A 13,713-nucleotide genomic window follows, 5' to 3' on the forward strand; every position below is an offset into this window, starting at 1 on the left:
GCCCCATCATTCAAACACCGCACGCGGTAAGAAGTAGCCACCGCCCTCGCGCCGCCCGCTGGTAATGATTCCGATGGCTTTGGCCTTGACCCAGCTTTGCAGCAGGCCCGCGTCTTCATCGCGCATCACCGGATACAGTTCGCAGCTGCTCACGTACAGGGCGTCGGCGTACCCGAAACGGTATTTCGTGTTGTAGGCCGCCTCTTGGTCGAGTTCGTCTTTGCGGTTGGTGGCGTTCATTGCGTTGAGGGCGTCCATACGGTCTTTGACCAACTTCCGCAGCGGTGTTTGGCCTTGGGGCACTTGCACGGTGCCTGCATCTTCTGCATCCACTCGCTTTCTGTAGTTGGCAAACACGGTTTTCTCAAACGCATTGAGCGTCTTGCCCTTGCCTTGGCGGTGCACGATGTCTACCAACAGGCGCGCCTTGTCATCGTGGGTGATGGGGCCGGCCAGCACAAAGCCCGCCAGGCTGTCGTGCACATAGCGCCCCAGCAGCACGCAGTGCGCTTGCCCAGCCACTTGGCTGCGCCCTTGCAGCACGCCAAGGGCGACCTCTATCCAGGCCTGGTCGGCAGGGTTTTGTTGTTGACAGATGAACTGGGGCAACCAGTTGCTGTGACGCCGCAGGGTGTCGTCGATCCAGATCCGGCGCTGGCCGCCCTCGCGCGTCGAGGGGTCCCAGTCGTCCCGCTGCTTGGCGGCCTGCCACTGCGTAAAGAGGCTCAGGTCGCCTTGCAGGTTTTGGTTGTAGCTGCGGATGTTGTCTTCGTCTTGCGCGCTGATGGGGTTGTGCAGCAGCCTGAAGAGGTCGGGTGCCAAAACATGGGCGGTTTTACCGGGTGGCGGGGGCAGGTAGATGCGCCGATAGTCGTAGTACAGGCGCATGTGCAGCGCAATGAGGGCGTGCAGGTCTTGGCACTCTTCCAAGGGCGTGGCCATGGGGGCGGGCTGGGTGCGCGGGGCGTAGTCTTGGGCCTGGGCCATGTAGTCGTTCCAGGCCTGGGCCACTGCGGGGCTGAGGGCATAGTCTTCCAATAACTGCTTGCTCATCAACGTGGCATCAAGCAACGGCACACCGGCGATGCGGGCGAGCTTGTACATGTGCAGCAGCGGCACTTGGGAGAGCAGCTCGGCATCCGTCTTGCTGCGGCCCTGCGCCAGCAGGCCATAGCCCCCGCCCACGTCGGAGTGCACGCCGGGGTACACATATTCGCTGAGCTGGCCGCCCCGGATGCGGGTGAGCGGGAAGTTCAGCCGCTGCTCATGCGCGCCCAGCATGTGCACGCAGCGCTCCACCAGCGCGGGCAGAGCTTGACGTGTTTCTTTGGCCCATGCAAAGTGCCCGGTGGCAAAGCCTGCCACCGGCCCCAGGGCGCGGCGGGCAGAGTCGGCCAGACCGGTGCTGGCCACGCAGTCAAACAAGCCCAAGAATTTGATGCGCAGCGGCATGCCCGCGATTTCGCCGCTGGGGATGGCGGCATTCAGCCAGTGGCAAAACGCGCTGGCCTCTGCGGCCCCGCGCGAGAAGCCAAACACGCTCACGTGGATGTAGGGGATGTTGGGCAAGGGCTTGCGCTTGCGCGCATCTTGAATGCTTTGCGTGGCGTGGGCGTAGATATTGGCCAGCCAGCTTTCGCGGGTGGGGGCGGGGCGCTCCGGGTCGGTGGAGCCGCCGTCTACCTGGCGTTCAAAGTCTTTGAGCAGGGCTTTGATGTCATCTTCTTTATAAAGGGCGAACTCGTTGTTGAACGCCTTGTGCACCGAGTTAAAGACTTCCAGCACCCCGTACAAGATGCGGGCCTGCCCGCCCTTGGCATAGGCTTTGCCCTCGTCGCTTTCGCCGGGCTCTTGGTTGGGCTCAAAGCGGGTGCCTAAGCCAGAGACATAGGTTTTGTAGTGGCCTGTGTGTTCGGGGTTTTCTGCAACACTTTTGTGCGCATTAAAGAGGCGCGCCACATTGCTGTGGCCGCGCTCGGGCATGTCGCGGTCGCGGTTGTTGTTGGTGCCATCAAAGAACAGGCCGATGTACAGCGGTATCTCGCACTTCAGCGGGTCGCTGGGTGCCATCAGGCTCGCAACGACTTCGTCCACCGTGGGTGTCATTTCCTGTGCCGGGTTGGCGCTGATGCGCAAGGGTGCGTTAAAAACTGTGCGTGTCATGGTCTTAGGCGGTGGGTGCTTAGGGATGGCCTTGAATCAGCGCACGGCTAGCCTGCGCGCTGGGCTGCTGTAGCGCGCGGGCCAGTAGCTCCAAGCGGGCCACACCTTCAGGAATGCCGGCCTCGCGCATGCGCGCCAGCACTTGGCGGGCCATGCTGTGCAGCATGGACGCCGGCCTATCTCCGAGCGCGTGGGGCTGTTGGGTGCCTAGCGCATGCAGCAATACGTCGGCCTCGCTGGCGTCTGCCACAAGGGCAAGCGCGTCATCGTCCACGGCGTAGCCGTACTCCAGCATGCCCTCAGTTTCGAGATCGGCGGCAGCGGATGGGGCGTCCATGCTGCCATTCACAATGTCCAATTGCCCCTTGCGGTTGATGAGGTACCACGCGGCAAAGCCCCCTAGGAAACGGCTTTTTTGCGCCGGCGTGAGCGCCTTCACCAAAACCGGTGCCACCACGGTGCAGCCCCAGCGGGCTAGCAACCATTTCCCGTCGGGAGTGCGGGCACGGGCAAAGCAGGCCAGGTGCTGGCGCAGTTGCTCCAAGCTCAGCGTGGTTTGCACAAAGCTCAGTACGGGGCCGGCTTGGCCGCGCTCAAGCAATTGCTCCAGGTCTTTGCGTGCCACACGGGCCAGAAAGAGCGAGCACGCCTCCAGCTCAGCCAGCGGGGTGTCTTGGTAGACAGACTGCACTTGGTCTGGCTGGTCTTGGGCTGCCTGCCACAGCAGCGCACCCCAGTCGGCAACCAAGGTGGGGTCTATCAGGGCGTATGCCGAAGAGTCAGGGTATTGCGCAAGGCACGCCTCGACTGCCTGGCGAATGCGATCTCCAAGGTCGGGAGTGTGCGGGTCGGTAATGCGGTACATGACGGTCTTTTGATGCGTAAGGTGGTGGTGCTGGGGCTTGCTTAGCGATTCGCAAGGGCTAAGCCGCTGGCCGACTTGGCTGCGGCCAACACGCACTCTTTGCAGACCCCAGAGGGGAACTGCGGCGGGGGCAGCGGCACACTCGCCGCACCCACCACGCCGTGCTGCCCCGCATGCACGGCCCGGCTGCCGTTGGTGCCTTCGGTCATGCCGCCGCTTTGCCATTCGATGTGGCTGCCCGAACCGTTGAGCAGCACGTTCTTTTGCGCGAGGAGGTGAACCTCGTTCGCAGTCATGGTGATGTCCATCTTGGCCAACAAGTGGATGTTGGTTTGGAGGGCTTGGATGTCCATGTCATCTCTGGCGCTCACCAGCTTGATGCCGCTCATGTAAGCGAACAGCTTGATGGTCTCCTTCGCACTCAAGAGCCAACTCTTGGCGGTAGACGTGCTCACATGGCCCCCTGCGCTGATGGCATGGTGCGCCTGGCTGTGCTGGTGGGTGGAGCCTGCGGTGGTGCTTTCTATGCCTGCTGGGCTGGCTAAGACAAGGTGAGGCTCAGTGAGTTCGGGGTGGGCGGTATCTTTGGCAGTCTTGCCGGTAATTGAGTCGTTCTGCATCTGCAGTGCGCTTGCCACTTCACCTTGATCAGCCCCCTCCCCCGCTTCTTGGGCCTGGTGCTGAGCGGCCAAGTTCCCCAAGCTGCGGTGTTGCTCTTGCGCTTGGCTTAGACGCGCAGCGGTTTCACTCAGGGCTTTGACATGGCCTTGGGCGTTGGGCCTGCCTTCGGTAGTGATGAGCAGGCCGTCTTGGGCGCGGATAGCGCCGTGTCCGTCCGTGCGCAGCTCAAAGCCTTCACCCCGGTGTTCTTGGCGGCCTGCCCCGCTCTCTATGCGGGTGATGTGGCCCAGTGAGAGTTGGCTGTGCTGGTGGTCACTCTTGGCTTGCACCTGGATTTGCTCTGCGGTGTCGTCCAAGAGCACATGGTTGCTTCTTCCTGCGGCGGCGTTGCCTTGGCCGGCTGTGAGTTCCCGGCTGCGGATGCCACTTAAGGCCTGTTGGCCGGGCAGTTCCCAGGGCGGCTGGTTGTTCTGGTTGTAGACAGAGGCGATCACGATGGGTTTGTCCGGGTCTCCGCCTTCAAAGCTCACCAGCACTTCTTGCCCGATGCGGGGAATGTGGATGGCCCCTAGCTGGTTGCCCGCCCAAGGGCTTGCCACCCGCACCCAGCAGCTGCTGCGTTGGTCGCGCGCGTCATGTCGGTCCCAAGGGAAGTGCACCTTGATGCGGCTGAGGTAGTCGGTGTGGTGGTTGGCCCCTGCGGGGCCGACTACCAAGGCGCTCAAGGGGCCGGGGATCAGGGGTTTGCTCTGTGTGCCGTCAGGGCGCAACGCGATGGTGCTGGGCTGGACCTCGAATTCGGTGTGGACGCGCCACTGGCCTTGGGTGGTGTCTTGGGTGTTGGTGCTACCTGTCTTGTGCTCACTCGGGTTTTCTATGTCGAGTGTGGTGTGCAGGACGATGTATTCGGTGTTGGCGCTGGTCTGGGGGTGCTCGGCCAGGGTGAAGCTGCTGCCGGGCACGATGCCGCGGATGTGGCCGGCTCCCCGTGCACGCAAGGCCCCTTGGCGCAGGGCTTGCAGGCGCAGCCGGGCCAGGTGTTGGCCTTGGGGTTCGGTGTGGTTGGCTGCGTCGACTCCTGCTCCGGCCCCGGCGTTGGGCTGGCTGTAGTCGGAGGAAGTGAGGGAGGTGTTTGCTCCACCACCTGCTCCACCACCCACCCCGCTATTAGCTCCCCGCCAGAGGTAGATCTGGTGGGCCGGGTGATTGCCTGCGTGGTCGCTGCTGGCTTGCACCGCCAGGCTGGCCTGGGGGCGGGTGTAGTCGTAGTCGGCACTGGCGTAGGCACTGGCAGTCAAGCGCTGCACTGGGCTGAAGCGGTGGATGTACTCGCGGTCGGTCTTGTGCCCCAGCGGGTAGTAAGGGATGGTGTGGTAGGGGTTGAGGCCGGGATCAGCGCTGTTTTGTTGCAGGTCTTCTTGCCGGATTTGGAAGGCGCCGTTGTGGTCGCTCCAGATGAGACGGTGGGCCTCGCCGCTGTGCTCGAAGTGGTAGTTGATGCCCCACTCTTGCATGAGCCGGGTGATGAATTGCAGGTCGGTTTCGTTGTACTGCACGCAGTAGTCGCGCACGGGGTAGCTCTCTATGAGCCTTTTGGTACTGGGCTGGGGGTAGTTGGCCAGCACGTGTTCGATCACGGCGACCGGGCTCATGTCTTGGAAGACTTTGCAGTCGCTCTTGAGCCGGGCCTGGGCCAGCCAGGGCTCTAGGGTGAGTTGGTAGACGCGCTGGCGTGGGGTTTCTTGAATGAGGGTGGCTGCGGTGATGAGGGCGCTGATTTGGCGCACTCCGCTGCCTTGGTGGGGGGTGGCGAGTTGGCCCTTGACGACCCCACCGATGCTGCCCGCCTCAAACGTGCCCATGCCTTCGAGCTGGATGTGGCAGCTAATGGCCTGGCCCATGAGGGCTTGGAGGTCCAGCTCTACCAGGCCACCCGGGACCGGGGTGTCCGGGGTTTGCAGGGTGAGTTGGTAGCGAAAGAGTTGGTTGATGCCTTCGTGGCCTTCCAAGCGCACGGCTTGAAGTTGGGCGTGACCGGCTTGGGCCTCTAGGCTGGCGCTGCTAATGGTGAGGATGCGCTCTGCGGGGATGAGGGTGGTGAGGCTGGTGAGACTGGGGGTGGGCATGGCTTAGCTCCGTGGCTTATCCGTGGCGGACCGGGACGGTACCTATGAGGGTGCAGCCGCAGGCTGTGGCATGCCCTTCGAGCGCGACGGGAATGCCATCGATAAGGCAGCTGGATTCACCCTCCACGATGGGGTTGACTCCATGGGGTGCTCCGCCGGGGTAGGTCTTCGGACAGTCCACGTTGTCGCCCATGCGGGCGATGGCTTTGCCCATGATGAAACGGGTCGGCGAGCCGCTAACTACTGTGCCGCCGTGGCTGGTAGGGTCACCCACTACGATGATGGTGCGTGCCATTAGCGCACGCCCCATAGTTCAATTTGCAAGCCCGGCAGTTGGGTTGCGACGTGCAAACCAATGCCACCGTGGGTGAGCATGTGCTCCCACAGGGGGCCTTGTGGTTCGATCTGGAAGTAAACGTAGCCTGCGTTGAACGGTATTTGGCGTGGCGGCACTGGCAGCACGCGCAAGACAAGGCTGGGCAGGTGCAGTCGCACCAGTTCTGGAAGGCGGTCTGCTGGCGCGACTTTGGTGTGGGCCGTAAAGTTTTGCGCCAGTTGCTCGGCGGGCATGTTGGCGGCAACGGCCAGCACCAGGAAGTGGAAGCCGCGCAGTTGCTGAGGGTCCATGCTGGCGAGTTGCATGCCATGTTGCTTTTCTTGCAGCGGGATGTTTTGGGCGCTGCGCACCAGGAGGTTGTTGAGCAGTTCGCGGGTGTCTTCGACCAGTGCTTTGAAGCTGGTGTAGGGGTCGCGGTGCTCGTAAGCAGGCAGGGGGTTGGGGCGTCGCGTCTGAACTCGGATGAAGGTGGATATCTCGCCAGCCATGCCTCGCAACAGGATGTAGGCTTGCTCGGGGGATGTTTCTTTAACCCGAATGAGGTGGTCGAGCAAGGGTTCGTAGCGGTTGAGGATTTGCAAGAGGAGGAAGTCGCTGACTTCTGCAGCTTGGGTTGCGCCACTGCCGGCGCTTCCGCTCAAGCGCTGTGCGAGGTTGTCTGCACGCTGTCTTGTCGTGCCGTGCAACTGCCCCAGCCATTGGGTGAGCTGTTCACTGGCGCCATAGCGGTTGACTGGGGGGATGAGCGTGCTGTCCAGTTCGGCGCTGCCGTCTGAGCGCAGTGCGGTCAGTTTGGCCAGCGGAAGCCCCATCCAGGCGCTGGTGAGTTCTTTCTGCGGAATGAGCTGTAGGCGCAGCTGGGATATTTGAACAATCTTCGCGCCTTGCCCTATAGAGTTGGAATCGCGCAGCTCGGCATCGATGACGTTGAATCGCGCCAGCGAGCCGGGCGAGGATTCGAAGGTGGTTTCTTCCCCGTTCGGTGTACGAATGGGCAGCGCCAGATAGATGATTTGCTCCAGGTGCTCTGGCAGCAGGGTCAAGGGCGGAGGCGGCGGAGTCTGTCCGGGCAGATCAAAGGGTGTGCCGTCAGGGAACAGGCCGGTGGCCGTGGCCAGAACGAGTTTGCCCAGCGTCAATGATTCGCGGTCGATACGGAACTGGCCAAAGCCCCAGAAGAAGGGAGACAGTGGCTCAGCGCGCCTATGGGCAAAGCTCTCTAGGTAGCGCTCTTGTTGTTGAAATAGTTGCGGGCGCAGGAAGAGGCCTTCGCTCCAAGTGACTTTGTTTTGCCAGGTCATGATGGGGGTGTCCAGTGCGTAGCGGAAGTGGGCCTAGGGTTTCTCGGTCAGCACGATGCCCTGGGGCTGTAGCTGTATTTGCAGCACTGTTTTGTTGGCGGGCAACATGGCGCGGTACCACGCTGCCTCTGGTGCTTCGGGTAGCTTGAACACGGTGCGCCAGACGGCGTTGGGGAGGTCTCTGTAACCTGCCAATACACCGATGGCTGTCGCCTGTGGGTTGCTTTTGCGTTCTATTTTTTTGATTTCGCCAGGACGCAAAATGAATTCGTCTTTGCTTAGCATGTCGGCGGCGAGTACTGTTTTGTCGCTTTTGTCCAGGCTGAAATAGTCAGCCTCCATGAACCCGCTACTGTCTTTGAGCTCGTAAATTCGTACCTTGATGGGTGAAGGCCGTTGGCTGTCATCAGGGTTGGCACCTGCTGTGGCCTCCACCATCAGCATGAGCTTGGTGGGCTCCTTGGCGTTTTGGGCGATACAGGGCGCGACGATTAAGGACAACAAGAGCCACAGTGGCAACAAGGTACGTGTCATGGTTTTCCTGCACAGGTATCGGAGACCCCGGATGGAACTCCCATCCGGGGAAAGCGGCATTCGCGAGACGCTAGCGCCGCTGCAGCGAGTCACTTAGGCTTCTTTGTTGAGCTTGATATCGAAGCCTGCGGTAACAGCGCCGCCAGAACCACCTTGTTGGTTTTGCACGGTGTATTCCTGCTTCACTTTGGCAAACGACAAGCTGACTTGCTCCAAGAGCGCCTCGTCTCGGTTGGAGCCAGAGGGTTGGACGTTGGTAATGACCACATCGCTCATGGTGACCTTGAGGTATTCCAGCGGAGTACCGCCCGCTTTACGAACCACCAGAACTGCCTCGGTGATGTGTTTGCCTGTGAGGCAGAACTTCATCAGGTTGGGACTGGCGCGGTCGACGGCGTGCACGAATGTCAAGTCTTTGACAGTTGCCTTGCCGGAACCACCACCGGAGCCTTGGTGCATGTTGGACTCTTGCAGAATCTGCCATGCCCAGCTGTGAACATCGATTTCGTTCTTGTGGGCGGAGTCCAGGCTCTCACCGTCAATGCCTGCGATCTTCAAAAAAATGTCTTGTGCCATGATTTTTTTCCTTTGGTTAATGACTAGTTAGGGTTAAGCAGATGCTTTGACAGACGGCAGCTTGGCGACCAAGCGCAAACTGACCGTCAGTCCTTCCAGTTGGAAGTGGGGACGAAGGAAGAACTTCGCGCTGTAGTAGCCGGGGTTGCCTTCAACTTCTTCCACAACCACTTCGGCCGCTGCAAGGGGCCGGCGCGCCTTTGTCTCTTGGCTGGAGTTGGCAGGGTCTGCATCGACGTAATGCATGATCCATTCGTTAAGCCAACGCTGCATGTCTTCACGCTCTTTGAAGGCACCCACTTTGTCGCGCACGATGGACTTGAGGTAGTGCGCAAAACGGGTGCTGGCAAAGAGGTAAGGCAGACGTGCCGACAAATTGGCATTGGCCGTGGCGTCGGCGTCCATGTACTCTTGCGGCTTTTGCAGGGATTGCGCACCAATAAAGGTGGCGTGGTCCGTGCCTTTGCGGTGTATCAAGGGGATGAAACCGGCCTTGGCAAGTTCCGCTTCGCGACGGTCAGAAATGGCGATTTCTGTAGGGCATTTCATGTCCACGCCACCATCGTCTGTCGGGAAGGTGTGGCAAGGCAGGTTTTCAACCGTGCCGCCCGATTCGACGCCGCGAATCATGGTGCACCAACCATACATCTTGAAACTGCGGTTGATGTTGACCGCCATAGCGTATGCAGCGTTGTTCCACACGTAGTTCTTGTGGTCTGCGCCTTCGGTGTCTTCTTCGAAATTGAATTCGTCGACCGGATTCGTCTTGGCGCCATAGGGGAGGCGCGCCAGGAAACGCGGCATTGCTAAACCAACGTAGCGGGCGTCTTCCGTTTCGCGCAGGGAATTCCACGCCGCATGTTCGAGGTTGCCGGTTATCTTGGCCAGATCGCGCGGGTTGGCGAGCTCCTGCCAAGAGTCCATTTGCAGGGTGGACGGAGCAGCACCAGCAATGAAGGGCGCGTGTGCGGATGAGGCAATTTTTGCCATGGCACCGAGCAGCTCAACATCAGGCGGGGTGTGATCAAAAAAGTAGTCGGCAACGAGGCAGCCGTAGGGCTCTCCGCCCAATTGTCCGTACTCTTCCTCATAGAGCCGCTTGAAGAGTGGGCTTTGATCCCAGGCCACACCTTTGAAGCGGCGCATGGTGCGACGCAAATCGGTCTTGCTGATGTCCATGAATCGGATCTTCAGCATCTCATCGGTCTCCGTGTTCGAGACCAGGTGAGACAGACCGCGCCAGGCGGACTCGAGCTTCAGGAAGTCTTCGTGATGAAGGATCAGGTTGATTTGCGCTGTGAGCTTGCGATCAATTTCGGCAATGATGGCTTCAATGCTGGCATAGGCGTCGTCACTCATAGTGACGGTGTTGCTTAGCGCCTGCCCTGCCAGCGTGCGCACTGCCGCCTCTACTGCGTCGCGTTGCTCAACACCTTTGGGTTTGAATTCACGGTCCAGTAGGCCGGTGAATACATCTGGATCTGCAAACTCGGTTTGCTTCCTTGCGACTGCTGATTGTGTCGTCATGTTTTGGTCCTTTTCCTTGTGATGGGATGACGTCTAGATGGCTTGGCTTCAGGCGTTTGCAGCTTCGGCCACTGGCTTGGGGCTCGCTGCCAAGGCTTTCATGAGTGATGGGTCACCCAGAAGGGTGCGAACCAGGTCTTCCGCGCCCGACTTACCGTCCATATAGGTCTGCAAATTTGAGAGCTGTGTGCGTGCATCCAGCAGTTGCTTGAGGGCATCCACTTTGCGAGCGACCGCGGCAGGCGAAAAGTCATCCATGCTCTCAAACGTGATGTCGACCATGACGTGCCCTGCGCCGGTGAGGGTGTTTGGCACGCTGAACGCCACTCTGGGAGCGATGGCTTTCATTCGCTCATCAAAATTGTCGATATCGATTTCAAGGAACTTGCGTTCAGCAATTTCAGGCAAAGGTTCGACTGGCTTGCCTGACAGATCTGCCAAGACACCCATCACAAAGGGCAATTCAATTTTCTTTTCGCTGCCGTAAATTTCGACGTCGTACTCAATTTGCACGCGCGGGGCACGGTTGCGCGCAATGAACTTTTGACTGCTGTTGCTGGCACTCATAGAGATTCCTCATGGTTGTTGGAAATAGAAGACCGGTTCACCACTTTTGGTCTGGAAAATTCACTACCCTGGTGGGTAGTCAAGGTGATCGAATGGATTTGTTGATTCACGATTGCTTCGACGGCTTAGCCGACTTTTGCTTGCACGAGCAGTCCTGCTCTGGGCGCAAGCTGCAAGGAATCACGCCCCTTGTCAGAGGCACTGTTTTCAGATGCGGCCCGGACCTGTATCTGGCTCAGCGTGATTCGTTCATCCATGGCCTGGAGCCAAAGTTGCGCCAATTGAGTTGCAATGTGTTGCTCAATGAATTGGCTAATGCGGCGCGCACCTGTTTCGTGAGTGCCGCAGGTCGCGACGATGTGCTCTACCGTCTGATCGGTGTAGACCAGTTCAATGGCGTGTTGCGCTTGCAAGCGATCCGCTACCTTGCGCATTTGCAAGCGAACAATTCTTTGCAGTACCTCTTCATGCAATGGCAAATACGGCACGATCTGAAGCCGGCCAAGGAACGCAGCAGGGAAGACTTTTCGGAGTTCTGGCTGCAGGGCATCGGCTAACTCTTCGGAACTGGGAGAAAGCAATGGGTCATCACAAAGTGAATCGATGAGGTCTGCCCCCGTATTGCTTGTCAAAAGAATGAGCGTGTTTTTGAAATCAATGACCAGTCCTTCCCCGTCTTCCATCCAGCCTTTGTCAAAAACTTGATAGAAGAGCTCATGGACGTCCGGGTGCGCCTTCTCCACTTCATCGAGCAGGATGACGCTGTGAGGCCGGCGCCTCACTGCTTCTGTCAAGACACCGCCTTCTCCAAATCCTATGTATCCAGGTGGAGAACCTTTGAGAGTGGATATGGTGTGAGCCTCTTGGTACTCACTCATGTTGATGGTGATTAGGTTTTGTTCACCGCCGTAAACAGCTTTCGCTAACGCCAGAGCGGTTTCCGTTTTGCCCACTCCTGACGGGCCGACCAAGAGAAATGTTCCGAGCGGTTTACCTTCGTCGCTTAACTTGGCCTTTGCGGTCTTAACCCGTTCAGAAATAAGGGACAGTGCACAGTCTTGCCCAACGACCCTTTCTCTAAGCTGCCCCTCTAATCCCATGACCGTCGCAAGCTCATCACGCACCATGCGACCGACAGGTATCCCGGTCCAGTCTGCAACGATAGAAGCAACGATTTGTTCATCGACTTGGAAGTAGACGCAAGGGGACTCCCCTTGCAGCTGGGCTAGTGTCTGTTCCAGTTGCTTCAGCAACTCAAGTTGGATCTCTTTCTCCGCCTGATCTTTTGTCGCGTTGAGCAACTTACGGGTGTTCAAAATTTCTTGGCAGACATTGCGCTCGGCCTGCCATTGCGCGGTTCGTATCGTCAACTGCTCCTGAGCGCTTGCAATTGAAGACTGAATACCAACAAGACCATTTGCGTTGTGCCGCCCGTAATCCGCTTCTTGCTGGAGCAAATTTTTTTCTGTTTGCGCGGCCTCCAGATGCGTTCGTAGTGCCTTAACGTCTGAGGGCGCAGCATGGATTGACATTGCAACCCTGGCGCAGGCTGTGTCCAGAAGACTGATTGCCTTGTCAGGTAATTGACGAGCGGGAATGTAACGGTGTGATAACTTGACAGCTGCTTTGATCGCCTCGTCCAGAATGTCCACGCCATGATGTTTTGCAAACACATGTGCCATACCGCGCACCATTTGAATGGCGCTTGCTTCGTCGGGCTCCGCGATTTGGAGGACCTGAAAGCGACGTGTTAATGCCGGGTCTTTCTCAATATGCCGCTTGTATTCAGCCCAAGTAGTTGCCCCAATGGTTCGCAAACCTCCACGCGCAAGTGCTGGCTTGAGCAAGTTGGCAGCATCGCCTGAACCGGATTGCCCACCCGCCCCCAATAGCGTGTGCACCTCATCAATGAACATGATGATCGCTTGTGGAGATTCAGCTACTTCTTTGAGTACGGCCTTGAGTCGTGCTTCAAACTCGCCACGCATACTAGCGCCAGCAAGAAGTGCGCCTACGTCCAGACTCAGCAATCTGACGTGCTGCAAACTTGGAGGAACAGATCCTGCAGCAATTGCCAGCGCGAACCCCTCGACGACTGCGGTTTTTCCTACGCCAGCTTCGCCTGTTAAAAGGGGATTGTTCTGTCGTCGCCTAAGCAAAATGTCGATCATGGTGCGAATCTCATGCTCGCGCCCAATGACGGGATCTATCTTCCCTTCTTGGGCCTGCTGCGTGAGATCTGCGCAGTATTTTCCTAGCGCTCCTTTTTGATCCTCTTGTGAAGCTAGGGCACTACTCGCCTCCCCCGGGATTGCGGCGGGAAGCTGGGCCTCTTGATGAGACTGAATCCCCTCTTCATTGGAGGCTGCAATGATGGCGGCGAGGTCGGAATCTAACTGCGCGACCGGGATCTTTTGCAAAGCGGGACAGATACCCAGAATGACCTTTCGCAGCTCAGGTGTCTGCAACAAGGCCGCGAACAACCATGCACCTCTGACACGCGAATCACCTGCTGAAAGACTTGCAACCATCCAGGCTCTTTCAATTGCCATCTCAATGTGATGGCTGAAGTCGTTGAGACTGCTGGCACCAACAGGCAAAGTGCCCAAGGAGAGGGATAGGTCCCTTTCGATCTGAGCAGACTCGATGCCGTAACGGGTAAGCACAAGGTGCAAATCATTTCCCGGAATCTGCCACAGCTGATGAATCCAGTGCACTAGCTCCACGTAGGGATTCCCACGAATTTTTGCAAATGCTGTGGCCGATTCAATGGCACGAAACAAAACTAAATTAAGTTTTCCAAATAAGTTTTTTCTAGCGATGTACACGCATGTCCTTCCCCGTTCTGCTGCGGTCTCCATCGACGGACGGAAACAAGCAAACACGCTTTTTGTCAGGGAATTCTGCGCGGGTTTTGGACTTCGAATTGCAAAAGGTTATTTGCAATTGGGCGCGGATCTCTCGACTGCAGCCACGGCGTTTGAGTACCAATCTTTTCTGTCTGAACAGGGATTTGAGCTTCTCAAAACGGGGGATAAATTCAAGAGATCTCGTATGGGGGTGCGGACAATAACTGGGACTACTTGGAGGTAGTTC

10 protein-coding genes are annotated in these 13,713 nt (G+C 58.5%); all 10 read right to left on the reverse strand.

Annotated elements, in window-relative coordinates; all coding sequences use genetic code 11:
• Positions 1-6 precede the first annotated feature (6 nt).
• Positions 7-2,163, reverse strand: a complete 2,157-nt coding sequence (locus EXZ61_RS11190) for a T6SS phospholipase effector Tle1-like catalytic domain-containing protein (RefSeq protein WP_142811841.1) — start codon at positions 2,161-2,163, stop codon at positions 7-9.
• Positions 2,164-2,182: 19 nt separating this feature from the next.
• The gene (locus tag EXZ61_RS11195) at positions 2,183-3,028 is read right to left on the reverse strand and encodes a DUF4123 domain-containing protein (RefSeq protein ID WP_168224749.1); all 846 of its coding nucleotides are present in this window, start codon (positions 3,026-3,028) and stop codon (positions 2,183-2,185) included.
• 41 nt (positions 3,029-3,069) lie between these two features.
• Positions 3,070-5,775 (reverse strand): type VI secretion system Vgr family protein, encoded by a 2,706-nt coding sequence (locus EXZ61_RS11200; protein ID WP_142811845.1) that lies wholly within the window; start codon positions 5,773-5,775, stop codon positions 3,070-3,072.
• A 16-nt stretch (positions 5,776-5,791) separates the two neighbouring features.
• On the reverse strand, positions 5,792-6,070 hold the full coding sequence (locus EXZ61_RS11205; protein WP_142811847.1) for a PAAR domain-containing protein: 279 nt from the start codon (positions 6,068-6,070) through the stop codon (positions 5,792-5,794).
• Positions 6,070-7,413, reverse strand: a complete 1,344-nt coding sequence (tssK, locus tag EXZ61_RS11210; RefSeq protein ID WP_142811850.1) for a type VI secretion system baseplate subunit TssK — start codon at positions 7,411-7,413, stop codon at positions 6,070-6,072. Before tssK ends, EXZ61_RS11205 begins: the two co-directional genes overlap by 1 nt.
• A gap of 33 nt (positions 7,414-7,446) precedes the next feature.
• Entirely contained in the window at positions 7,447-7,947 is a 501-nt protein-coding gene (gene tssJ / locus EXZ61_RS11215; RefSeq protein WP_142811852.1) for a type VI secretion system lipoprotein TssJ, read from the reverse strand.
• A gap of 93 nt (positions 7,948-8,040) precedes the next feature.
• Positions 8,041-8,523, reverse strand: a complete 483-nt coding sequence (locus EXZ61_RS11220; RefSeq protein WP_142811854.1) for an Hcp family type VI secretion system effector — start codon at positions 8,521-8,523, stop codon at positions 8,041-8,043.
• 33 nt (positions 8,524-8,556) lie between these two features.
• Complete coding sequence (tssC, locus tag EXZ61_RS11225; RefSeq protein ID WP_142811855.1) at positions 8,557-10,050, reverse strand: type VI secretion system contractile sheath large subunit; 1,494 nt, start codon at positions 10,048-10,050, stop codon at positions 8,557-8,559.
• Between the two features lie 48 nt (positions 10,051-10,098).
• Positions 10,099-10,617 (reverse strand): type VI secretion system contractile sheath small subunit, encoded by a 519-nt coding sequence (gene tssB, locus EXZ61_RS11230; RefSeq protein WP_142811856.1) that lies wholly within the window; start codon positions 10,615-10,617, stop codon positions 10,099-10,101.
• A gap of 125 nt (positions 10,618-10,742) precedes the next feature.
• Positions 10,743-13,445, reverse strand: coding sequence for a type VI secretion system ATPase TssH (gene tssH / locus EXZ61_RS11235; protein WP_142811857.1), 2,703 nt, complete (start codon positions 13,443-13,445; stop codon positions 10,743-10,745).
• Positions 13,446-13,713 lie beyond the last annotated feature (268 nt).

This window comes from Rhodoferax aquaticus (genome assembly GCF_006974105.1).
Taxonomy (GTDB): Bacteria; Pseudomonadota; Gammaproteobacteria; order Burkholderiales; family Burkholderiaceae_C; genus Allorhodoferax; species Allorhodoferax aquaticus_A.